The following is a 22,056-nucleotide window of genomic DNA, read 5'->3' as shown; positions in this document are numbered from 1 at the left end:
GGGTCAGGGCAGTGGCCCGAAAACCTGTGTGGTATCAAGCAGCCAAAGGGCCGTGCTGATGGTCAAGAACGACATCGACGTTGCCATCATCAGGGAAGCAGCACAAAGCCCCTCATGACCGTATCGCTGGCCGAAAATCGGATAGATGCTGAGCATGGGTGAGCAGGCAAAGGAAACGCAGGCAATCTGCAACATCGGATCAATGTCTGGCATGAAATAGATCAGGGTGAAGATGGCAAGCGGATGCAAGATCAGCTTTGCGCTGACGATCCGTGCCATATCCGCACGAAGGCCTTTTAACTTCAACCCGACCAAACCGCCGCCAATGACGAATAGTGCAACCGGTCCTGATGCCGATGCCAGCATATCAACGGCCTTAAAAATCGGACGGGGCAGCGTGATGCCAGACAGCGAAATAACCAGCCCGATCATGATGGCGATAATGATAGGGTTTTTGCCCAGATTGCCGAGCGCCTTGCTTAAAACCTGCCAACGGCTTTGGTCTTCATTTTTGGCACTGTCACCAAGAACAAGAACCATTGGCATCATGATCAGGTTTTCAATAATTACACAAAGTGCCAAGGCGATTTCAGCAGCGGGGCCAAGCAATTGTGATGCAACCGGATACCCAACAAACCCGCTGTTGGACATGGACATGCCAAGGCCTTGCAAGGTGGCATTCGGCTGGCTTTTCTTTGCGATCAGAAGGGCATAGGAAAAACCCAGTGCAAAAAGCAGTATAGATCCGCCACCATATGCCAGAAGAAAAATCGGATCGATGATTTCGGTCAGGTCACGCTGGGCAAGGGCGCGGATCAACAGGCATGGCAGGGCGAAGTTCAGAACAAATGCCCCCATGCCTCGGACAATGGTTTGGGGCACAATATTGCGATATACCGCGAAATAACCAATTGCGATGATCAGGAAGATCGGTGTTGTTATCGCCAGAATATCAAGCATGGGTGCCCGCGGATGTTTGATGTAAATATGACCGCTGACGCATGGAGTAGCATGTTTGGCGTATCGTATCGGGATGGTTGTAACAGGTATCCCCGTTGTCGGGGGAGACGTCAAGAAACGGAATGGTTTTATCGATGAACCAAACGGTAATGGATTGGCCGGATGAGCTGAAACCCCAAGGGTTTTATGGACTGGGCCGACTAAAGCGTGCATCGGAAAAAGGTGCATTTGTGGCTGAAAGCATAATCAGAAATCGCATCTTTGAGAATTTGGCCAACTTCAATCCGGTTGTCGCGGGTACGCTGCCAATTGCGGTTGATACCGTAGAATCCGACATTGATATTCTCTGTGAATGTTCGGATTTGGGCGCGTTCAAACAGATTGCCGATCACGTTTTTTCAGGCTTTGACGACTACGCCCGTCATGACCGTGCACCAACCCGCCATGTTGGACAGGCCGTTGTCGCGCGGTTTACGTGTGACGAAATACCGTTCGAAATTTTTGCAACAGATTGCCCGACATCAGAACAGTTCGGGTTTGTTCATATGGTGGTTGAAGCAAGGATTTTGGCGCTTCTGGGCGACGATTTTGCGCAAAAGGTGCGGGCGTTAAAGCAGGCCGGGGTTAAGACCGAACCCGCCTTTGCTCAGATTCTTGGGCTTGATGGCGATCCATACATCACACTTGCCGGGCTTGCAGATTTATCACCCGCGGAACTAAAAGACCGACTTGGTTTGATGCTGAGCCGCGAATAAACGGTTATTTCGCGTCTGCCGGGATTGGCAACGAACGATAGACAACATTTTCAATGCCTTCTGCGATGGCTTCACGCATCGCGTTGGCGGCAAAGTCCAGAATTTCATTTGCCTGAAAATGTTGTGTTGCTTCTGGTTCGGCCCAAGTTGAGCCGACACTGACTGTGATGCGCACAGGATTGCCTTCCGCATCCGTAAAACGGCATTGTTCACGTATCGTGTCGCACAGCTTGTATCCCAGAAAACTTGTTTGTTCCTGACGCACACCGGGCATCAAGCAGGCAAAGCCACACCCATCGACCCGGCCGACGACATCGCGATCCCGCAATGAAGATGTGATGGCAGATGCAATTGCCTGGACAATCCTGTTGACGGTTTCCTGGCCAAAACTGGTGACAAGGTTTTTATGATCATCAATTTCAAAACGATAGATCGCAATGCTTCCATGTTTCAGTCGGGCATTGATCAATTCACGATGCAGGAATTCTTTCATCCCCATTTCATTCCACAGCCGGGTTAATGGATCGATCAGCATGCTGTGTTTCGAAGGATCAAGATCGTCATAGACCTGCTGCGGTGTTCTTGCACCATATCGCAGCGCGATGGTTGTTTCAGCCCAATGGCCAAGATCTTCAAGGATTTGAAGGTCTTCCGCGCTAAAGTGACGTGTTTCGCTATCGACCACGCAAAGGGTGCCGATCTTGAACCCGTCCGGGTTGGTCAACGGAACACCGGCATAGGAGCGAACATTTGGAACCCCGGTGACAAGCGGGCTGTCATGGAAACGCTCATCACGGGTGGCATCTTCGACAACAAAGGTCGTGTCGCCATTGATCACATGACCACAAAACGAAATATCACGGGGGGTTTCAGTGCTGGGCTGGTTGATGTTGGATTTGAAAAACTGACGATCATTATCAAGCAACGAGATCGCAACGATTTCTGAACCGAAAATACGCTGAGCAACCCGTGTGATGCGATCAAGTTCCGGGTCCGCTTCACTGGTCAGAATCCCCATACTTTCAAGAGATTTCTGACGCGCAATTTCGTTTTCGGGCAATGCCGCTTTTTTCATCCAACCGTTCCCCCGGTGTATCGGTAACCCGTCGAAACTGAATTCTAGGTATTTCTAACAGGGGATCAAGTTAGCTTTTTGGAGTGCGCGTTGTTATTGCAATGGCTTGGAAGGCGTATCCATTGCAGGGCATGGTTCATCGCGTTAATCCAAAGCACGATCAACATCAAGGGGCTTGTAGCACACAGTATCGCGTCCGGCTTTTTTGGCTTGGTAAAGGGCGTCATCGGCCATTTGAAGAACCTGACTTGAACTGTATTTCGTTTTGATGTGCGGCGGGACCCACGTTGCGCCAATGCTGACGGTAACCTCAACAGGATCACCGTTTTTGTTGCTTACTTTTCCAAGCTGGCGAATGGTTTGACAGAGTTTCTCACCCAGAAACATTATAGGGTCCAAACGAACACCCGGCAAAATACAGACGAATTCGTCGCCGCCAAAACGCCCGATAATGTCCTGATCGCGCAGGCTGGATGCGATGATTTCTGAAATGCCCTGAATCACCTTGTCACCGACCAGATGGCCATGGGTGTCGTTGACGCGTTTGAAATGATCGATATCAAGCATGAAGATACCAACCGGCGTGTTCCGGATATGGGCAGATGAAATTTCGCGTTCCAGCAATTCTTCAAGTCCGCGCCGGTTCCAGATGCCGGTCAAAGTATCAATCAGTGCGTCGCGCTGTGCCGTGTCGAGGTCCGAAACCAGTTGCCTCTGGCTGCGTTCGCTATAGCGCAGTGCGATTACTGTTTCTACCCAATGGGCAATATCCTGAAGCGTTGCAATTTCATCGTCGCTGAAGTTGCGTGTGTGGCTGTCGATCACGCAAATTGTGCCAAGCTTATAGCCTTGTTCATTGGAAATCGGAACGCCAAGGTAGGAGCGTATTTTGGGGTCACCAGTGACCAACGGGTTGTCAATAAACCGTTCGTCTTTATGGGTGTCGGAAACGGCCATCGGTGCGTCATGCATGACGGTATGGCCGCAAAATGAAATGTCCCGGCTGGTTTCAGAAACAGAAAGATTGACGTGTGACTTGAAGAATTGCCGGTCATTGTCGAGAAGTGATATCGCGACAATATCCGTTCCAAACAACCGCTTGGCGAATTTTGTGATTCGGTCAAGCTCAGGATCGCGTTCGATTGAAAGCAGCCCCATCGTATTTAGCGACGTTTGACGGGCCATCTCGTTCGCAGGGATAGGTGCAGGCTTCACAAAGCGATCTCCCGATTTGGTGCAGGCTTTTATAAAGTTCCGTGCACCAATGCCAAAACACAGACAGCCATACGTGGTGCGTGTTCTGAACCATATGTTCAGAACTCCATAATTTATAGTTCATTTAAAGTTGGTCTGATAGCTCTGCGTTTAAAGAGAGGTTGGGCGTTTAATCAATCGCGCTAACGCGATCACCACAGCAAATGACGCCATCTTGGATAACCCGACACGTCACCCCGCCTCGCCAGTCCGGCGTCATTGCATTCTTTAGCCCCGGTGCGGCTTCATCCATCCGGTGGCAGGGATCCGTTTCGCCGGTGATCTCGAATATCACTGACCCAATTGCGATTTTACTGCCTTTGGTTCGCGGCAAAGTGATGCCACCGACAAAAAGGTTCGCACGCCGAATTGTCCAGTCAAGATCGGGTTGATTGATCTCTTTGCAGGCTGACTGCCAGCCTTCTTTCGACAGGATAGTGACCTGACGACGGCGCAGTTTGCCACGATAGTCACCATCGATGCCAAGCTTGGTGGTGACGTCAACCTGATCAAGCGTTTCCATTGGCGCATGGGATTTTGCTTTTCGGGCGATGCCGATCAGTTCGGCTGTCTCGGTCATATCGGAAAACTCCAGAGCACTCTATCTCGACGCACTGCGGTGTCATTATGTTGGTCGGCAACCACAGATCAGGTCTTCCATTGACCGGAAATCACCCAGCGACCGGCGAAGTTTTCAGGCACCAGAATGGTCTGGCGTGGTGATCCGCTTTCATCAAGTTCCGGGTAATCGGTTGTGTAATGCAAACCACGGCTTTCGCGGCGCCACAGGGCGGATTGAATGATCAGTTTGGCAACGACGGACAGGTTACGCAATTCCAGCAAATCATTGGTAACCCGGAAATTGCCGTAATATTCGTCAATTTCTGAGAGCAACAAATCCACCCTGTGCTGGGCGCGCTGCACGCGTTTGGTGGTGCGGACAATGCCGACAAAATCCCACATCACGTTGCGCAGCTGTTCCCAGTTATGGGCGACAATGACTTCTTCGTCAGAATCGGTAATGCCGGTTTCGTCCCATTCCGGAAGCGGTTTGAAATGGTCTTCGACCGGGAAGGCTTCGATGATGTCTTTTGCTGCGGCTTCACCAAACACCAGACATTCCAGAAGCGAATTGGATGCAAGGCGGTTGGCCCCATGAAGGCCCGTTCCGGCACATTCACCAATTGCGTAAAGGCCGGTAAGATCGGTGCGCCCCCGCAGATCGGTCAATACCCCGCCGCAGGTATAATGCGCAGCAGGGACAACCGGGATCGGTTGTTTGGTCATGTCGATGCCATAACCAAGGCAGGTTTCATAAATGGTGGGGAAGTGTTCCTTGATGAAATCAGACCCTTTGTGAGTGATATCAAGATAGACGCAATCGGCCCCCAGACGTTTCATTTCATGGTCAATCGCACGGGCGACAATATCGCGCGGTGCAAGTTCCCCACGGTCATCAAACCGGTCCATGAAACGCGTACCATCTGCAAGAAGAAGCTTGCCACCTTCGCCGCGGACGGCCTCGGTAATCAGGAACGATTTGGCTTGCGGGTGATACAGGCAGGTTGGATGGAACTGGCTAAATTCCATATTCATCACGCGACAGCCCGCACGCCATGCCATGGCAATACCATCGCCGGTCGAGCCATCCGGGTTGGATGTAAATCGATAAACCTTACTCGCCCCGCCGGTTGCCAAAACAACTGTGCGGGCGTTAAATGATTTTACCGTTCCGCTATCAAGATCAAGCGCATAGGCGCCGATGCAACGGCGTCCTTCGCCGCCAAACTTGCGATCTGTGACCAGATCAATCGCAAGATAGTTTTCGAAAATCTTGATATTGGGATGATTGACGGCCTCGCTTTGCAGCGTGGTTTGAACCGCCCGCCCGGTGGCATCAGCCGCATGGACAATGCGCCGATGGCTGTGGCCGCCTTCGCGCGTCAAATGAAACGGCTGACTGTTGTCGCCTTGCGGATCACGCGTTAGCTGAATGCCAAGTTCATCAAGCCAAGCAATGGCGCGCGGCGCATTGGCCGCGACAAATTCAACGGTTTCGCGTTTACACAGATCTGCACCGGCAATCAGGGTGTCACGGACATGATTTTCAATGCTGTCAGTGGCATCAAGCACGGCGGCAATCCCGCCCTGTGCCCAGTTGGTAGATCCGTCATCAATCTTTCCCTTGGAAAGAACGGCGACCTTCAAACTTGGGGCAAGTTTCAAGGCTGTGGACAGACCAGCAGCACCGCTGCCAATGATAAGCACATCATAGTGAAAAGAGTTTTCGGCCATTTTATCCCATCGCTTTTGGGCGGTGCCAGATGGCAGGATTTGGCGCGGTGGCGTCAACATCGGCTCCGATCAGAAGGCGCAGAATAGGACTGCTTTTCGGCAATCTCAAACATATTTGTCTGAAATCGTACGATGTTTAACGATCGTGCGGTGTTGGGGGATCTTAGCAGCCCTTGCAATCGGGCTTTTGGCAGACAGATTATTAAAGAGCAACAGGGCGCGGATCAGGGGAGGTTTCGATGACCAATGTCAATACGCAAGAACCGTCGCATACGGGCCGATGCCATTGCGGCAAGGTCCGCTTTGAAATCAAAGGGCAGATTGATAACCCGGTCATGTGCCACTGTGAGCTATGCCGCAAACTGCATGGGCATGTCAGTTCCTATTGCCGGTTTGATACACATGCCTTGCAATTGACCGATGACACCGGTTTGCGATGGTATCGCATGTCAGACAAAACCGACCGCGGATTTTGCAAGCTATGTGGAACCGGCATTTTTTGGCGGCCAGTGCGGTCAAGCGGCATGGCGGTCATGCCCGGCACCCTTGACGATACCGGAACACTTATGGTGACGGGACAGATTTTCTGTGCGGATAAAGGCAATTATTATCCGCTTGATCCGGCGATTAAACAGTTCAGTCAGTCTGATCGGTAATGCCGGGAATCTTCAGCCATGTCAGTTCGTGCTTGTTGTTATACAAATGCACGACTTTTGATCCGGGGATGTCGGCAAACTGGGTGATGGCGGAATAATCCGTGTCGCCCTGTAATTTGATGGTGCAGATGAAATTGGTTGCCATACCGGCATCCAACCACTGATTGACCAGTTGAAACAGTCGATCCGGATAGCAGATCACGTCAGAGCACAGCCAATCCATATAGCCGATTTCTTCCGGGTTCATGCCAAAGGCACTTTGCTGACGGAAATCAACACGCGGCAATTTGGCGATATTGTGATCAAGCCGGGCCTTGTCGATGCTGATCACATCGGTCCCGAATTCATGCAAAACCCATGTCCAGCCGCCGGGGCTTCCGCCCAGATCCATGGTGCTGTCACCCTGTTGCGGATAAACGCCCAGACGCGTGAATGCTTCCCACAATTTCAAATAGGCGCGGTTTGGCGGCGTGGTTTTGTCTTCTTCAAACTCGACCTCGCCGTTTTTCCACGGGCTGGAACAATCGGTTGCTGCAATGATCGTATCAGGATCAATCAGCGTCCATGACCCAAGCGGTGCAGTCGGGGCCGGTTCGCCAAAGACCTGACGTTTGGCCGATACATGCGGCAGGTTAGCTTCGATCAGTTTGGCACGGGAGAAATGGTCAAACTTGAACATTGCCCAGTTACGCTGATTGAATTTCAGGAGCTTGGCAGCACCCTTGATTGACGGGATGGCAATCCGTACCGGATTACGCCAGACATTTTGTGCCCAGAAAACACGCCGTTCGGGACCGGGCGCAAACATCAACCGGTCGTGGCGTTCAATCACATCGCCCAACTCGTTATACAACTGATCTTCAAACCCGACAGGGGCGAGATAGCCGGTTGCGTTCATTGGCTCGATGACGGCTGTAACGCCGTCCGGGGTATCGAATGTGTGTTTTTCTGTCATCATGGGGCTGCTTTTACGCCCATTTTTCGCAATAAAAAAGCAGGAAAGCTGCATAACAGCCTTCCTGCTTTGGTGTGTGTTCGATCGGGTTGGTTCTGTTTGATCAGGAATAACCCGAACAAAGGCCTGAAATCAGAATTTGTCAGCCTGAACCAGACCTTCGATCAGGATCACCTTGGTCGGGTCACCTTTGATGCCGAAGTCATTGTCATTGATCATGGCAAGCGCGCCATCACCCATGATTGCAAGGCCTTCAAGTTTGTTCGGTGCTTCAGGGTAATCCGCACTGTCAAAACGAAGGGTCTTGGAAACCGCGATCAGGTCGATCTTGGAAAGATCGTTTTCCTGTTCAAGCGATGGGTTGGTCGACATATCATCCCAACGGGTCGAGAGAATGTTGGTCGCACCAGCAAGCTTGATTTCATGAAGCTTGGTGGTTTTGTCGGTACGTTCAAGAACCAGAAGGCGGTCATCGCCCAGTGCCAGAACTTCGGAAATGCGCGGTGCGTTCTGTTTGTCAGACGGATCGTTGCGGAAGGTCTGCGGGTCATCAAGCTGATAAATATATTCGCCACTCAGCTTTTCCGAAACACGGTCATAAACGAACAGACGGGTGTTTTTTGCCACTTTGTAGGCATCGGCATTCGGGTTGGCCAGCGGGTTCTGAACCATGAAATACAGCTTGGTTTCATCGGGCGAAACGGCCATGGATTCAATGCCGCGGTTGGTCTGACGGGTGACCAGAATGGCTGGAAGGCCGCCGGATACCTTATAGGCCGCACCGTCGAAATCTTTTTCCGAGCCAGCCGGGACGAGACGGTTAATCACGGTGCCGTCTGCGCCAACATGCAGAACCGATGGGCCGTTTTCTTCACCAATCCAGTATGTGCCGTCCGTCAGACGAATGATGCCTTCTGCATCAATCGACGATACCGATTGTTCCAGTGGCTTACCGTTGGCATCAACCGGCTTTTCGGTTTTGGCAACGGTAAGCTTGTTGGTAAGGCCGGTCAGCGGAACGCCACTTTGATCCTTGATGGTGATGACATCCTTGATGTCAAAGCTGCCATCGTCATTGAGGAAAATGGTGTAGATCGACGGGGAATAATCCGGGGTCGGATAAACGCGGACCTTTTTGCCCTGACAGACAACATCTTCGGCAACACCAAGAACATCCTGAACGTCACCACAGACAAAGTTCGGACCACGGTCGGAAACGGCATAGAACATATTGGCCGGATCGCCGGGACGACGATAAGCACCGGAACCCAAACCGACGGTTAAATCGCGGGCCTTGCCCCCTTCGACCATGACGGTCGAAAGATTGTTCATCGCACTTTTGGTTTCGAAAACCTTGGCTTCGCCTGCAATTGCAGTGCTGGCCAGAAGCATTGCTGCAACGCCGGCGATACCGGCTGCAAACATCCGTTTCATAATATGGAATCCCCCACAGAACCTGGTCTGTAAAATGTACAAAGACATGCAGCTCAAGCCCGTTTGATGTTCGGGCGAACTGTGTGCTTGTTCACATTAGAGAGTCTCTGTGACAGTTTGTTTGCGGTTGAGCGTCGTTTTAATGAAACCAATCAATGTCTTGGCAGAAGACCTACTTCCAGAAATCTTCGCGTTTGACAGTAAAGGTTTCCGAAATGCTGGCATATTCCTGATAGCCAAGACGCGCAAGCGGCTCGAACAGTGTGATATCAACCATGCCATTGCGAATGATCGCATCATCAATATGCAGGCCGATGACGGTGCCGATGACCATTGCGCAGGGGCGCTCGGGATTGGCACTGGGCAAATCGACAATCTGGAAAACCTTGCATTCCATATGGATCGGAACACCTTTGATCAGATGCGGTTTGACGCACGTTGCGGGCAGTTTTTCAAGCCCGGCATATTCAAATTCGTCTTCATCAGATGGCAGCGGCGCAGAAGAGAAATTCAGTTCTTTCAGCATCGCCTTTGGCGCAACACCGACAACAAATTCCCCGGTGGCCCGTGCATTTGTCAGGCTATCGACAGACCCGCCTGAAGAAAACATCACCATTGGCGGATTGCCATGCACAGCATTGAAAAACGAATAGGGTGCCAGGTTCGGGCGACCTTCGGCATCAACCGTGGAAATCCAGCCAATCGGACGTGGCGCGACACAGGCCTTGAACGGATCGTGTGGAAGATTATGGGCGGTTTTTCCGGGTTCATAGAACATGGGGCATTCCGTTCAGCAACTGATGGTTTCTATCGTGCAGTCAATTTAGTTTGGATCATAGACCCGGCGCATATTCATGTTCGCGAACATGATCCGGTCGGTCGGCCAAGTGCAGACGGGTTTGCGCCATCGGGCTTTCTGCAATGATCTTGCCACGGCGAATAACAAACAGGCGATTGGCCCGCATGCGGATGGCTTCTATCGTATCGCGTGCTTGCAAAACAACAAAATCGGCATTGTTGCCAACGTCAATGCCGTATCCTTCAATGCCCATGATTTTGGCCGGTTCGATAGTGACCGCGTTGTAGCAGGCCCGGATATCTTCGCGCGATGTCATCTGGGCAACATGAAGACCCATGGAGGCAACTTCAAGCATGTCGCCCGATCCCATTGAATACCAAGGGTCCATGACGCAATCATGACCAAACGCAACTGTTAACCCCGCCTTGCGCAGTTCCGGCACACGCGTCATGCCGCGACGTTTGGGATAGGTGTCATGGCGGCCCTGAAGCGTGATGTTGATCAGCGGATTGGCGATGGCGGAAACTTCTGCCTCGGCCATCAGGGCGATCAGTTTGGAAACATAGTAATTATCCATCGAATGCATCGATGTCAGGTGCGATCCGGCAACACGCCCCTGAAGCCCCAGACGTTGGGTTTCATAGGTCAGCATTTCTATATGACGGGATAAGGGGTCATCGGATTCATCGCAATGCATATCAACCATAAGCCCGCGATTTGCTGCCATTTCACACAGTTCTTTGATGCTGGCGGCACCGTCGCTCATCGTGCATTCGAAATGTGGAATGCCACCAACGACATCAACCCCCTTATCAAGGGCGCGAATAACATTGTCCTTGGCGGTCGGGCTTCGGAAATAACCATCCTGCGGAAAGGCCACCAGTTGCAGATCGATATAGGGCGCGATCTGTTGTTTGACCTCAAGCAACGCATCAACCGCCAAAAGACGATCATCGCAAACATCCACATGGGTTCGGATGGCAAGAAGCCCCTTGGACACGGCCAGATCACAATATTTAAGGGCGCGTTCAATAACGGCTTCGGGGGTCAGAAGGGGTTTTAATTCCCCCCAAAGGGCGATGCCTTCAAGCAGCGTTCCAGACTCGTTCATGCGCGGCAGGCCAAGCGACAGAGTTGCATCCATGTGGAAATGGCTATCGACAAATGGCGGGCTGACCAACATGCCGCCGCAATCGATTTCTTCAACCGCCGGGATGTTCAGGTTTTCGCCAATCTCGACGATCTTGCCGTTTTGACATGCGATATCAACGCCGGTACGCCCGTTGGCGATATTGGCATTTTTCAAAATCAGATCGGCTTGCATGGTGTCATCCTTGGTCTGGTGGTCGTGGTATCAGAAGAACGATTTAGGGTCGCGGTTGGTGTCACGTTTAACGTTGGCCTTTAAACCATGGCACAAGAAGGGCCTTTGGGTAATCGGCCTTACGCGCCACGACAATCAGGGCAATGATCGACAGGATATAGGGCATCATCAAGAAAACCTGTGATGGCAAAAACGCCCCGACTTCGGTTTGCAGGCGCACCTGAAACGCATCGAACGCCCCAAAAAGCAACGCACCAATCAATGCCTTGCCCGGTCGCCAGCTGGCAAAGACGGTCAGTGCAATGCAAACCCATCCCCGACCATTGATCATGCCAAAGAAGAACGCATCAAAGGCCGACATGGTCAGGAATGCGCCGCCAAGCGCCATCATTGCCGAACCGACAACTACCGCACCAATACGCAGCGCATAAACCGAAAGTCCCTGTGCCTCGACCGACGATGGATTATCGCCAACCGCCCGGATCGCAAGGCCAAGCGGGGTGCGATACAAAACCCAGCCGGTTACAAAGACCAGAACAAAGGCAAGGATTGTCATCGCCGTTTGCGAAAACAGCGCCTGTCCGATGAAGGGCAGGTCAGACAAAAACGGGATATCAAGGGGCTGGAACGGCGTAATGCGCGGGGGCGAAGAAACGTCCGGAAGGGCGGTGCGATAGGTAAAATAAGACAGGCTGGTGGCCAACAACGTTACGCCAATACCCGAAACATGCTGGCTTAACCCAAGCGGGACGGTCAGGATCGCATGGATCAAACCAAAGAAACCACCAGCAAGGGCGGCAACCAAAAGCCCACCCCACAGACCCGCACCAAGCCACACGGCCATCCATCCCGCCATGGCACCGGCGGTAAAGATGCCTTCAATCCCAAGGTTAAGAACCCCCGCACGTTCGCAAACAAGCGCGCCCAATACCCCAAAGATCAATGGGGTCGCGATGCGAATGGCGGCTTCCCAGAAGCTTGCGGCAAGAAGAATTTCAAGGATTTCCATGTCTTTTCCCCTTAACCCGCAGTCTTGCGTTCAAAATGAACTTTAAACCGGGTTAGAAAGCCGCCAATCAAAACGCACAGCAACGCCATCGCCACAATCAGATCGGCGAGATAGCTTGAAACACCAATCGCACGGCTCATGGAATCTGCCCCGACAAAGACCGATGCGACAAACAATGCTGATGCAATCACCCCGATTGGGGATAGGCGGGCCAGCATGGCAACAACGATCCCGGCATAGCCATAACCCGGTGATAAATCAGTTGCGAGATAGCCGCGCGTACCGGCAACTTCCGACACACCGGCAAGACCGGCCAGCCCGCCCGAAAGGGCGGCAACAAGGATCATGGTTTTGGTCACAGAGATGCCCGAAAACCTGGCAGCAGCGGCATTTTCACCAACTGCGCGGATTTCAAAACCCCAGACGGTGCGTTTAACGAAAACGGCCAATGCAATGGCACACATCAAGGCAACGACCAGACCAAAGTGAACCCGCATCCGTTCGATAAGGGCCGGGAAAGCCGCGCTATCAATAATCGGTTCAGATTGCGGCCACCCCATCGACATCGGGTCTTTAAGCGCACCTTCAAGCATCATCTGAACAAACAGCAAGACAATGAAGTTCAAAAGCAAGGTCGTAACAACTTCATCAACGCCAAGCCGCGTCTTCATCAATGTCGGACCGATCAGCATCAGCGCACCGGCAAGGGCACCGGCAATCATCACAATCGGGATCATGATCCAGCTTGGACCATCAATCACCCCGACCCCAACCGCAACTGCGGCCATGGCCCCCATATAAAGCTGTCCTTCGGCACCGATGTTCCAAAGTTTTGCCCGAAATGCGATGGCTGCCGCCAGTCCGGTCAGGATCAAAGGGGTCGCACGGGTCAGCATTTCCGAAATTGAAAAGACCGACCCAAAGGCACCACTGATCATAAGACCGTATGCCTTGAGGATCGGCGCATTGGCAAGGGCAAGCGGGATGGCGGCCAAAAGGATTGCAATGGCAGCGGCAATGACGGGAACGCCGTAAGTTAAAAACGCACCGGGATTGCTGCGCGGTTCAAACCGGATCATGCCGTTTCTCCTGAGTTCGGGGTGGTATCGGCATGGGGTGATTTCTTGTGCCCGGCCATCATCAACCCCAGTTCAGATCGATCAATGGTGTCGGTCGCCATGGAAGGCGTGATGTGGCCAGCATGGATCACCGCGATCTGATCAGAAATGGTCAGCAATTCGTCCAGATCTTCGGAAATCAGGATGACGGCAGCACCGCCTTGGCGCGCTTCAAGCAACCGGCGATGGACTTCGGACTGTGCGCCAACGTCAAGACCGCGTGATGGCTGATTGGCCAGAATAAGCTTTGGCGATTTTTCCAGAACGCGGGCCAGAATCAGTTTTTGAATGTTACCGCCTGATAACAGCCGTGCCGGGGCATCGGGCCCGGGGCAGCGAACATCATAATCGGTAATGGCATGTTCGGCACGTTTGCGGATGGCGTCAAAATCAAGGAAGCCAAGTTTTTGATATTCAGCGCTTCGGACATCTTCAATCGCGATGTTTTCAGCCACCGTCATAGACCCGACCATGCCGTCATGGTGGCGATCTTCGGGAATGCGGGCGATGCCGTTTTGGGCGAACTGATGGGCATCGAATTTTGTAACGATCGCTCCAAAAATCTCCACCGTCCCGTGATCGGGTTTATCAAGCCCGGCAATCAGTTGCGCAAGGGCCGCCTGACCATTGCCCGATACACCGGCAATGCCAAGAATTTCACCTTCGCGGGCGGTGATGTTGACACCATGCAAGGATCGTCTGGAATCACCGCGATCAATCGTCACATCAATCAGTGATATGACCGGTTTGCCCAGTTCACGGGCTGTGCGGCGGCTGACCGGGACTTCGCGCCCGACCATCAGTTCGGCGATGGATCTATGATCGGCCTCGCTCGTGGTCATTTCACCGACTTTTTTCCCGCCCCTAAGGACCGCGATACGGTGCGATACGGCAAGAACTTCGGCCAGTTTATGGGCAATGATAATGACCGAAAGCCCGGTTGATGCCAGTTTGCGCAAGGTTGCAAACATGCTTTCGGCTTCTTGCGGGGTTAAGACCGCTGTTGGTTCATCCAAAACCAGAAGCCGTGCATCCCGATAGAGTGCCTTTAAGATTTCAACGCGCTGCTTTTCACCGACCGTCAGTTTATACACCGGCTGATCAAGATCGACATTCAAACCCGATCTTGCCATCAGATCATTTAGCTTGGCGCGCGGCTTGGTCAGGTCGCGACGCAGGCGGAAAATCGGTTCGGTGCCAAGAACAATATTGTCCAGCCCTGTCAGGTTTTCGGCCAATGTGAAATGCTGATGAACCATGCCAATACCGGCATCAAGGGCAGCCTGCGGGGCGCCCGGTTCAAGCAGTTCAAGATCACCATTGCGATTGGCAACAGTTACGCTGCCTTCATCGGCAATGTAATGGCCAAACAAAATGTTCATCAAGGTGGTTTTACCCGCACCATTTTCGCCCAGCAGGGCGACGATTTCGCCGCGATGAACCGTAAGATCGATGGCGTCATTGGCGATCAGCGGGCCAAATTTCTTGGTGATACCTGCAAGCGACAGCAGCAGGTCCTGGGACGTTTCAGATGATGTATGCGCAGCAGATGACATCCGGGGAATCCGTTTTGTTTATATGCGTCACGCTGTGGGGCGATAAGGCGGTAAGGCGATGGTGCGAACAGATTGCGAACAGATTGCGAAGTGATGATGGAACCCGACACGGGGGCGGGTCAAAATATTTTGGATCAAACAAATGAAGGGCAGTTCGGCTTTTACACCGAACTGCCCTGCAAATTTAAGGAAATCTTACATCGAAGATTTCGGTTCTTCGTCATTTACCGTGACGCTGAACGTACCACCAAGGATTTCTGCTTCCTTGGCTTCGACGTCGGCAACCGTGCCTTCCGGAAGCAGGGCTGCGTCAAGCACGACACTGCCGCCGCCATGTTCCATGTAGCTGAATTTACCGTAATCTTCGGCTTTGAATTCACCGGCTTTGACCGCAGCGATTGCGTGGTCAATGGTGGCTTCCATATGCCAAAGTGCCGAACCAAGAATGGTGCCCGGATAGTCGGCCGCCGTATCAATAACGTTGCCAACTGCAAGGATACCGCGTTCCTTGGCCGCATCGGAAACACCAAAGCGTTCCGCATACATGATGTCGGCACCCTTATCGATCATGGCAAAGGCGGCTTCTTTGGCCTTGGGCGGGTCATACCAGCTGTTGATGAAGGTCACCATGAATTCGACATCCGGATTGACCGATTTGGCACCTTCCATGAAGGCATGCATCAAGCGGTTTACTTCCGGGATGGCAAAACCACCGACCATGCCGATTTTGTTCGACTTGGTTGCTGCACCGGCAGCCATGCCGACAAGGTAGCTTGGCTCATGGATGAAGTTGTCAAAGACCGAAAAATTGTCGGCTTCCGGGGCAAAGCTTGACCCCATCAGGAAGGCGGTTTCGGGATATTGGGCGGCAACCTTGCGGGCTGCGCGTTCAACGCCGAATACTTCACCGACAATCAGGTTTGACCCGTTTTCAGCATATTCGCGCATGACGCGCTCATAATCGGTATTGGCGACGTTTTCAGAAAACTCATAGGAAATTTCGCCACGGTCTTTGGCGGCATTCAGCGCCTTGTGGATGCGTGATACCCACTGCTGTTCAACCGGAACGGTGTAGATCGCTGAAACTTTCAGCGGATCTGCGGCCTGTGCCGGTGTGCCAAGGCCAAACGACACGACGGCTGCTGCGGCCGCCATGACCGAAAGCAGTGCGCGGCGGGAAAGGCCGAATGTAGCAGACTTCATAATGTCCCCCTGCAGGTTATTGCTGTTTTGCGAAGTTCAACTCTCATGCGTAGATTGTGGGCAGATTGTATACACGATCAGAAAAGAGGCAAAGCTTGTTCTGTCCAAATGGTCAGTTTTTATAGATTGACCTAAGTATTTGGGATGTCTTCGCGTTTTAATGAAGTCTTTCGCGTGTATAACCCGCAAAAACATCATCTTAAAGGTGATGTCCGCATGGGGGATGCCGTTTGGGTGGGATTTGCGAAAGGTGCCATGCCTTGCGGAGTCCGCCCGGTCTTACCAGTCTGTGCGTGATAAGAAGGGGGCAGCGGAAGCACGAGCAAAATCTTCCGGTTTCTGGAGCATATCCGTTAAAATTGTATAAACGGAATGCACAGTTTCGAACACAATGCGACTCCCTGAAAAATTAATGCGACTCCGAGGAAAAAATCGGAGTCGGTTAACTCTTTCATTAACTATTTCAGTCGATGCTTTCCTCAAGATTTCAAGGGGGAACCTAGAAGGCATCATGACACAAAAGACAACTTTACCACTTGATCAGGTTATGGTCGGCGATTGCATCGAGCTTATGAACAGCTTGCCGGAGAAATCCGTTGATCTGATTTTTGCTGATCCGCCCTACAACCTTCAGCTTGGCGGCGATCTGCTGCGGCCGAACAATTCCAAGGTCGACGCTGTTGACGATCATTGGGACCAGTTTGACAGCTTCCGTCACTATGACGAGTTCACCCGTGACTGGCTGACGGCGGCGCGGCGCGTGCTGAAAGACACCGGCGCGATCTGGGTGATCGGCTCGTACCACAACATTTACCGCGTTGGTAATACGCTGCAGGATATCGGGTACTGGATCCTCAATGACATTGTCTGGCGCAAAACCAACCCGATGCCGAACTTCCGTGGCAAACGTTTCTGCAATGCGCATGAAACGCTTCTGTGGTGTTCCAAAAGCGAAGAGCAAAAAGCCATCACCTTTAACTACGAGGCGATGAAGCAGCTCAATGAAGGGCTGCAGATGCGCTCTGACTGGCTGATGCCGATTTGCTCTGGCTCGGAACGTCTCAAGGACGATAATGGCAAAAAGGTCCATCCGACCCAAAAGCCGGAAGCCCTTTTGCAGCGCGTTTTGATGGCAACCACCCGTCAGGGTGATGTGGTTCTTGATCCATTCTTTGGAACGGGTACGACCGGTGCTGCGGCGCGTCGTTTGGGACGCCACTTTATCGGTCTGGAACGCGAAGAAACCTATGCCGAAGCCGCCCGTGAACGGATTGCCAAGGTCCAGATGCTGGATGGCGACAGCCTTGAGCTGACCGAATCGAAACGCTCGCTTCCGCGGATTCCGTTCGGTGCGGTCATTGAACGTGGTCTTCTGTCACCCGGCGACAAAATCTATGACAACCGCGGCAATGTTGCGGCGATGGTGCGTGCAGACGGATCAATCAGTCACAAGGACAATGCCGGTTCGATCCATCAGATCGGTGCGCGTGTTCAAGGCGCAGAAGCTTGTAATGGTTGGACTTATTGGCATTACAAATGTGACGGGCGTTTGGTTGTGATTGACAATCTGCGCACGCAGTTACGCAAAGAAATGGGTCAGGTCCCCGCCTGATCCTGATCGGAATTTTCCGATTAAATCATTGATGCCTAAAAGCCGACGTGGTTGAGAAACCCGTCGGCTTTTGCATTTTCGAAAAAAAGTGCTATATCTAATCTCTAAATATTATCCGTAAGGATAGATGGAGTAGGTTATGCAAGCAGGTTCAGTAGGCGGTGCAGGATACGCACCCAACCCCGTTCAGGTTCAGCAGGCGGCAGCGCCGATTGCTGAAACCGGAAATAACGATCTGAATTCTCCGGCACGACAGCGAATTGAGCAAACGGCAGAAACGGAAACTTCGCAACAGGCCGCACCACCCCCGACCGAGGGACGTGGACAGGTGATCGATATTTACGCCTGATCGCGCCGAGCAAGTTATAAAAAAACAAAGGCCCGCGATGTTATGTCACGGGCCTTTGTCAATTCTACGATCTGGATGGATATTTGCCAGATCAGTAACCTTATCGGTACTTCAATGCGTGGCGGACGATCTTTTTCATGATGGTTGGCAGGGCGAAGTCCGCCAGCCCGTCAATTGTTGTCCAACTGCCATCCAGTTTATCGGCTTCTTCTGCCGGAAGGGTGGCCGCCAATACACTGACATTGAGATGAAAATGCGTGAAGGTATGACCGACTGTGCCATCAAGTTCTGACCACTTGGCCGATATCGGGGCTTCGGACAGCATCACATCATCGGGGGCGTCAATCGCCCGCCAGTCAGAACCGGGAACTTCATAAAGTCCCCCAAGCAAACCCTTTTCCGGGCGTCGACGGATCAAAATGCGGGCGTCATCTTCGCGTCTGATCCAGAACGCATACCCGACCCGGGTTGGTTTGGCCGGTTTTTTCCGCTTTTTCGGAAGATCAGGAGCAATGCCGGACTTGCGGCCTTCGCAATCTGCCTGCCATGGGCAAATGCCACAGGCCGGATTGCGCGGGGTGCAGATCGTCGCCCCCAGATCCATCAGGGCCTGCGCATAGTCGCCGGGCCGGTTTGACGGGGTCAGGGCCGATGACTTTTCCTTGATCTCGGGTTTGACGTCAGGAAGCGGGGTTTCCAAGGCAAACAGCCGCGATATGACCCGTTCAATATTGCCATCAACCGGGCTTGCATGCCGGTTAAAGGCAATTGCTGCGACCGCGCAGGCGGTATAGGGGCCAATGCCCGGTAGCTTGAGCAAGCCTTCCTCGGTATCGGGGAAAATTCCATTATACTCGTCTGCGACTGCCTTGGCGCATTTATGAAGGTTTCGCGCACGGGCATAATAGCCCAGCCCTTGCCAGGCATGCAGAACATCATCAAGTTCCGCCTTGGCAAGATCGATAACCGTTGGCCAGCGTTTCAGGAATGCCGCAAAATATGGCCCAACCGTTTGCACGGTGGTTTGTTGCAGCATGATTTCGCTAAGCCAGACGTGATAGGGATTGGGCGTATCGCCGGGTTCCGAGCGCCATGGTAACGTGCGGTGATGCCGGCCATACCATTCAAGCATGGTATGGCCGAGGCGTTGTATTTCCTGATTGGTGAAATGCACGGCGTTCCCGTGTTATGTTGCAGGTTGAATGACGGGTAAATTTGAACTGACCCTACGAAAGAAGCGGGCGTGAGCAAGCAAAAAGATAGTCGTGATACGAAAAGCGGTGTCGGGGTGGATCAGGGATCCTCGTCGGTCGCAGCAAAAAACGCGGTTAAAAAGAAGCAAAAAATCACACCGATGGGCAGCACGGAACGCCGCATGGGATTGCGGAATGTTGCACCCTTGGTCGGCAATCTAACACGTCCGCTGGTGCGCAAACGCGGTTTTTTCCAAACGGAAATTATCCTGCATTGGGCCGAAATCGTCGGACGTGATCTTGAACAATTTACCATGCCGGTGAAGTATGCCCCGCCGCGCGGCGAAAATGCCGGTGGCGGAACATTGGTTATCCGGGTGACAGGACCCGTTGCGATCGAATTACAGCACCGCATGCCCCAGATCATTGATCGGGTGAATACCTATTTTGGGTATCGCGCGGTCGAACGGATCAAGATGATGCAGGGCGATATTTCCCGACCTGAACGTACGGTGCATCGCCCAACGGTGGTGCCTGAAGGCAACATCACACAGGCAAGCGAAATCAATATTGCCAAAATTGAAGATCCACATTTGCGCGAAGTCTTGACCCGTTTGGGCCGTCATATTGCCGGTGCGACTGGCGGGCTTCGGCCAAAAGACGGCAAAAAATAGGGCATATCCGCAAGCTCAGTTGGCGGCTGCGCTGATCAACTAGATGCTCAATGCGGATGCCGATTAAACGTTTCTCAGTGTGAAGCCACCATAGGGCCTGATTTTTTGACCTGACGACGCATATGGGAATAGTTAGGTGATTGCCTAATCTTTGTTGACAGATGCCGCAAAGTTCGATTACTAAGGCATATGCCTTATCATTCAAATCCCCTTGATCTTGCGTTTCACGCGCTTAGTGACCCGACCCGTCGCGCGGTGGTCTCAAAACTTGCCGACGGTGAAGCGCCCGTAAGCGACTTGGCAGCGCCTTTTGACATGGCGCTGCCGTCATTCACCCAGCATCTCAAAGTGCTTGAGGATTGCGGGCTGATCGCCAGCGAGAAACGCGGGCGCAGCCGCTGGTGTCGACTGGTGCCGGAACGTTTTAACGAGGCAGCAGTCTGGATGGAGGCAGAGCGTCGGCGCTGGGCTGCTCAGCTGGACCGTCTGGAGATTTACCTGGATTCGAAGGAAGAAGATGATGGATCAGATAAAAAATTCGATTGAGACATGGTCTCTCGACCGGGAGATTGTGCTCGTAAAGCTGTTCAATCACCCGCGCGACAAGGTCTTTGCCGCATGGACAAACCCCGATGCGCTGGCAAAATGGTATGGTCCGGAGGGTCTCGACATCGAAACGCAGGAAGCCGATATCTGTGAAGGCGGGGTTTGGCGGTTCGACATGGTGGGCACGTTCGAAGGCAAAGAGCAGCGCTTTGAAAACCACATGTATTTTCTGGAAATCGTCCCGAACGAGCGGATCGTTATGGATTATGGCACACCCGATCCAAACGACCCCGACCGGTTCCGGATGACGGTTACCTTTGACGAACAAAGCGATGGCAAAACAGTGGTCACTTTGCGTCAGCTCCACCCCACCCGCGAACGACGCTTGGCCGTCATTGGTTTTGGTGCGGTGGAATACGGCTTGCAAACGCTTAAAGGTCTTGCTGACTGGCTTGCCGATTGAACCCTTGGCGGGTTGGCATAGGGACGCGATGTCAGATCAAATTATCGAATCAGTTTCATGAAATGAACGATCACGGAGTTGCCGCATTTTCCGGGCAGCTTGGCGACTCGTTGGTGCAATAGCTGTTTTGGGGTGCGTGTTGACTCGCGTGCTGCAACAGGCTTGTAATCACAAAACTTTGTTTTCACGGAGGTTTCCTTGTTTAAGGCGGTTAAGTTTCTTGCAAGTGCGTTTCTGATTGCGCTTGGTGTCTCAGGCACGCAACAGGCACATGCAACAGAATGGAAAGAACGCGTATTGGGCGACGAGAACGCGCCGGTCACAATGATTGAATATGCGTCGCTGACGTGCCCGCATTGTGCAGCGTTCCATAATGAAGTTCTGCCAGAGCTTAAAGAAAAGCTGATCGATACCGGCAAGCTCAAATTGATCTACCGCGATTACCCGCTTGATGGGGTTGCCTTGCGCGCGGCGGCGGTTGCCCAATGTGCAGGTGATGACCGTTATTTCGGTGTGCTGAGCATGCTGTTTAAATCCCAGATGACCTGGGCACGCTCGGAAGATCCGGTTGGCGGCATCAAAGAAGTCGTTCGTTTTGGCGGTATGACCGGCGATGCCGTTGACGCCTGCATTGCGAATGAGTCCTTGATTGAAGCCATCGTTGCATCGCGCATGAAGGGCGAACAGGAATTTAACATTTCCTCGACACCAAGCTTCATCATTGATGGTGAAACCATTGCCGGTGGACGTGACGCAGAATTCTTTATTGAAAAAGTCGAAGACCTTATCGACTGATGAAAACAACATGCCGGATACCGTAACCACG

22 protein-coding genes are annotated in these 22,056 nt (G+C 52.5%); 8 read left to right on the top strand and 14 right to left on the bottom strand.

Features of this window, described 5'->3' with window-relative positions:
• Nucleotides 1–3 precede the first annotated feature (3 nt).
• Nucleotides 4–960: an AEC family transporter gene (locus RIC05_RS12905; RefSeq protein WP_350048356.1), complete on the bottom strand. Its 957-nt coding sequence runs from the start codon at nt 958–960 to the stop codon at nt 4–6.
• A gap of 134 nt (nt 961–1,094) precedes the next feature.
• Between RIC05_RS12905 and RIC05_RS12900 the strand changes: the two genes are divergently transcribed.
• Nucleotides 1,095–1,715 carry a DUF4269 domain-containing protein gene (locus tag RIC05_RS12900; protein WP_350048358.1) on the top strand — a complete coding sequence of 207 codons (621 nt, stop codon included), beginning with the start codon at nt 1,095–1,097 and terminating at the stop codon, nt 1,713–1,715.
• A 4-nt stretch (nt 1,716–1,719) separates the two neighbouring features.
• Here the strand turns inward: RIC05_RS12900 and RIC05_RS12895 are convergent, their stop codons facing one another.
• From RIC05_RS12895 to nadB, 4 genes are all read right to left on the bottom strand, one after another.
• On the bottom strand, nt 1,720–2,790 hold the full coding sequence (locus RIC05_RS12895; protein WP_350048360.1) for a sensor domain-containing diguanylate cyclase: 1,071 nt from the start codon (nt 2,788–2,790) through the stop codon (nt 1,720–1,722).
• Between the two features lie 144 nt (nt 2,791–2,934).
• Nucleotides 2,935–4,005 (bottom strand): GGDEF domain-containing protein, encoded by a 1,071-nt coding sequence (locus RIC05_RS12890; RefSeq protein ID WP_350041379.1) that lies wholly within the window; start codon nt 4,003–4,005, stop codon nt 2,935–2,937.
• A gap of 169 nt (nt 4,006–4,174) precedes the next feature.
• Nucleotides 4,175–4,624: an MOSC domain-containing protein gene (locus RIC05_RS12885; protein ID WP_350048361.1), complete on the bottom strand. Its 450-nt coding sequence runs from the start codon at nt 4,622–4,624 to the stop codon at nt 4,175–4,177.
• Nucleotides 4,625–4,692: 68 nt separating this feature from the next.
• On the bottom strand, nt 4,693–6,399 hold the full coding sequence (gene nadB, locus RIC05_RS12880) for an L-aspartate oxidase (protein ID WP_502989550.1): 1,707 nt from the start codon (nt 6,397–6,399) through the stop codon (nt 4,693–4,695).
• Nucleotides 6,400–6,578: 179 nt separating this feature from the next.
• Here nadB and RIC05_RS12875 point away from each other — a divergent pair, with 179 nt between their 5' ends.
• The gene (locus RIC05_RS12875) at nt 6,579–6,995 is read left to right on the top strand and encodes a GFA family protein (protein ID WP_350048363.1); all 417 of its coding nucleotides are present in this window, start codon (nt 6,579–6,581) and stop codon (nt 6,993–6,995) included.
• Here the strand turns inward: RIC05_RS12875 and RIC05_RS12870 are convergent.
• The 8 genes from RIC05_RS12870 to RIC05_RS12835 form a co-directional block, all read right to left on the bottom strand.
• The gene (locus RIC05_RS12870; protein ID WP_350048365.1) at nt 6,976–7,950 is read right to left on the bottom strand and encodes an SAM-dependent methyltransferase; all 975 of its coding nucleotides are present in this window, start codon (nt 7,948–7,950) and stop codon (nt 6,976–6,978) included. The genes RIC05_RS12875 and RIC05_RS12870 overlap by 20 nt on opposite strands.
• A 132-nt stretch (nt 7,951–8,082) precedes the next feature.
• The gene (locus RIC05_RS12865) at nt 8,083–9,384 is read right to left on the bottom strand and encodes an esterase-like activity of phytase family protein (protein ID WP_350048367.1); all 1,302 of its coding nucleotides are present in this window, start codon (nt 9,382–9,384) and stop codon (nt 8,083–8,085) included.
• 172 nt (nt 9,385–9,556) lie between these two features.
• Nucleotides 9,557–10,162, bottom strand: coding sequence for a flavin reductase family protein (locus RIC05_RS12860; RefSeq protein ID WP_350048369.1), 606 nt, complete (start codon nt 10,160–10,162; stop codon nt 9,557–9,559).
• Between the two features lie 55 nt (nt 10,163–10,217).
• Nucleotides 10,218–11,507: an amidohydrolase family protein gene (locus tag RIC05_RS12855; RefSeq protein ID WP_350048371.1), complete on the bottom strand. Its 1,290-nt coding sequence runs from the start codon at nt 11,505–11,507 to the stop codon at nt 10,218–10,220.
• A gap of 67 nt (nt 11,508–11,574) precedes the next feature.
• Complete coding sequence (locus RIC05_RS12850; RefSeq protein WP_350041386.1) at nt 11,575–12,516, bottom strand: ABC transporter permease; 942 nt, start codon at nt 12,514–12,516, stop codon at nt 11,575–11,577.
• Between the two features lie 11 nt (nt 12,517–12,527).
• Nucleotides 12,528–13,595 carry an ABC transporter permease gene (locus RIC05_RS12845; protein WP_350048373.1) on the bottom strand — a complete coding sequence of 356 codons (1,068 nt, stop codon included), beginning with the start codon at nt 13,593–13,595 and terminating at the stop codon, nt 12,528–12,530.
• Complete coding sequence (locus RIC05_RS12840) at nt 13,592–15,190, bottom strand: ABC transporter ATP-binding protein (protein WP_350048375.1); 1,599 nt, start codon at nt 15,188–15,190, stop codon at nt 13,592–13,594. The genes RIC05_RS12845 and RIC05_RS12840 overlap by 4 nt, the downstream gene beginning before the upstream one ends.
• Before the next feature lie 195 nt (nt 15,191–15,385).
• The gene (locus RIC05_RS12835) at nt 15,386–16,393 is read right to left on the bottom strand and encodes a BMP family protein (protein ID WP_350048377.1); all 1,008 of its coding nucleotides are present in this window, start codon (nt 16,391–16,393) and stop codon (nt 15,386–15,388) included.
• A 511-nt stretch (nt 16,394–16,904) separates the two neighbouring features.
• On the opposite strand from RIC05_RS12835, the gene RIC05_RS12830 reads away from it, so the two are divergent.
• Together RIC05_RS12830 and RIC05_RS12825 are read left to right on the top strand one after the other, a co-directional pair.
• Nucleotides 16,905–18,005 (top strand): site-specific DNA-methyltransferase, encoded by a 1,101-nt coding sequence (locus tag RIC05_RS12830; RefSeq protein ID WP_350041390.1) that lies wholly within the window; start codon nt 16,905–16,907, stop codon nt 18,003–18,005.
• A 139-nt stretch (nt 18,006–18,144) separates the two neighbouring features.
• Nucleotides 18,145–18,354: a hypothetical protein gene (locus RIC05_RS12825; protein ID WP_350041391.1), complete on the top strand. Its 210-nt coding sequence runs from the start codon at nt 18,145–18,147 to the stop codon at nt 18,352–18,354.
• Nucleotides 18,355–18,454: 100 nt separating this feature from the next.
• On the opposite strand, the gene mutY is transcribed toward RIC05_RS12825, so the two are convergent.
• Entirely contained in the window at nt 18,455–19,528 is a 1,074-nt protein-coding gene (gene mutY / locus RIC05_RS12820) for an A/G-specific adenine glycosylase (protein ID WP_350048379.1), read from the bottom strand.
• 69 nt (nt 19,529–19,597) lie between these two features.
• Here mutY and RIC05_RS12815 point away from each other — a divergent pair, with 69 nt between their 5' ends.
• The 4 genes from RIC05_RS12815 to RIC05_RS12800 all read left to right on the top strand — a co-directional run bounded on the left by RIC05_RS12815 (nt 19,598) and on the right by RIC05_RS12800 (nt 22,025).
• Entirely contained in the window at nt 19,598–20,221 is a 624-nt protein-coding gene (locus RIC05_RS12815; protein WP_350048381.1) for a DUF721 domain-containing protein, read from the top strand.
• Between the two features lie 189 nt (nt 20,222–20,410).
• On the top strand, nt 20,411–20,767 hold the full coding sequence (locus RIC05_RS12810) for an ArsR/SmtB family transcription factor (RefSeq protein WP_350048383.1): 357 nt from the start codon (nt 20,411–20,413) through the stop codon (nt 20,765–20,767).
• Nucleotides 20,742–21,230 carry an SRPBCC family protein gene (locus RIC05_RS12805; RefSeq protein WP_350048385.1) on the top strand — a complete coding sequence of 163 codons (489 nt, stop codon included), beginning with the start codon at nt 20,742–20,744 and terminating at the stop codon, nt 21,228–21,230. The genes RIC05_RS12810 and RIC05_RS12805 overlap by 26 nt, the downstream gene beginning before the upstream one ends.
• Nucleotides 21,231–21,428: 198 nt before the next feature.
• The gene (locus RIC05_RS12800; protein ID WP_350048387.1) at nt 21,429–22,025 is read left to right on the top strand and encodes a DsbA family protein; all 597 of its coding nucleotides are present in this window, start codon (nt 21,429–21,431) and stop codon (nt 22,023–22,025) included.
• Nucleotides 22,026–22,056: the final 31 nt, after the last annotated feature.

The organism is Thalassospira sp., from assembly GCF_040218635.1.
In the GTDB taxonomy this organism is placed as follows: domain Bacteria; phylum Pseudomonadota; class Alphaproteobacteria; order Rhodospirillales; family Thalassospiraceae; genus Thalassospira.
This window is presented reverse-complemented; position numbering and strand designations above follow the sequence as displayed.

Excerpts from the sequence above, each read along its gene's own strand:
- RIC05_RS12905 (WP_350048356.1), bottom strand. The coding sequence starts at position 960 with ATGCTTGATATTCTGGCGATAACAACACCGATCTTCCTGATCATCGCA.
- RIC05_RS12900 (WP_350048358.1), top strand. The coding sequence starts at position 1,095 with ATGAACCAAACGGTAATGGATTGGCCGGATGAGCTGAAACCCCAAGGG.
- RIC05_RS12895 (WP_350048360.1), bottom strand. The coding sequence starts at position 2,790 with ATGAAAAAAGCGGCATTGCCCGAAAACGAAATTGCGCGTCAGAAATCT.
- RIC05_RS12885 (WP_350048361.1), bottom strand. The coding sequence starts at position 4,624 with ATGACCGAGACAGCCGAACTGATCGGCATCGCCCGAAAAGCAAAATCC.
- nadB (WP_502989550.1), bottom strand. The coding sequence starts at position 6,399 with ATGTTGACGCCACCGCGCCAAATCCTGCCATCTGGCACCGCCCAAAAG.
- RIC05_RS12875 (WP_350048363.1), top strand. The coding sequence starts at position 6,579 with ATGACCAATGTCAATACGCAAGAACCGTCGCATACGGGCCGATGCCAT.
- RIC05_RS12870 (WP_350048365.1), bottom strand. The coding sequence starts at position 7,950 with ATGACAGAAAAACACACATTCGATACCCCGGACGGCGTTACAGCCGTC.
- RIC05_RS12865 (WP_350048367.1), bottom strand. The coding sequence starts at position 9,384 with ATGAAACGGATGTTTGCAGCCGGTATCGCCGGCGTTGCAGCAATGCTT.
- RIC05_RS12860 (WP_350048369.1), bottom strand. The coding sequence starts at position 10,162 with ATGTTCTATGAACCCGGAAAAACCGCCCATAATCTTCCACACGATCCG.
- RIC05_RS12855 (WP_350048371.1), bottom strand. The coding sequence starts at position 11,507 with ATGCAAGCCGATCTGATTTTGAAAAATGCCAATATCGCCAACGGGCGT.
- RIC05_RS12850 (WP_350041386.1), bottom strand. The coding sequence starts at position 12,516 with ATGGAAATCCTTGAAATTCTTCTTGCCGCAAGCTTCTGGGAAGCCGCC.
- RIC05_RS12845 (WP_350048373.1), bottom strand. The coding sequence starts at position 13,595 with ATGATCCGGTTTGAACCGCGCAGCAATCCCGGTGCGTTTTTAACTTAC.
- RIC05_RS12840 (WP_350048375.1), bottom strand. The coding sequence starts at position 15,190 with ATGTCATCTGCTGCGCATACATCATCTGAAACGTCCCAGGACCTGCTG.
- RIC05_RS12835 (WP_350048377.1), bottom strand. The coding sequence starts at position 16,393 with ATGAAGTCTGCTACATTCGGCCTTTCCCGCCGCGCACTGCTTTCGGTC.
- RIC05_RS12830 (WP_350041390.1), top strand. The coding sequence starts at position 16,905 with ATGACACAAAAGACAACTTTACCACTTGATCAGGTTATGGTCGGCGAT.
- RIC05_RS12825 (WP_350041391.1), top strand. The coding sequence starts at position 18,145 with ATGCAAGCAGGTTCAGTAGGCGGTGCAGGATACGCACCCAACCCCGTT.
- RIC05_RS12810 (WP_350048383.1), top strand. The coding sequence starts at position 20,411 with ATGCCTTATCATTCAAATCCCCTTGATCTTGCGTTTCACGCGCTTAGT.
- RIC05_RS12805 (WP_350048385.1), top strand. The coding sequence starts at position 20,742 with ATGGATCAGATAAAAAATTCGATTGAGACATGGTCTCTCGACCGGGAG.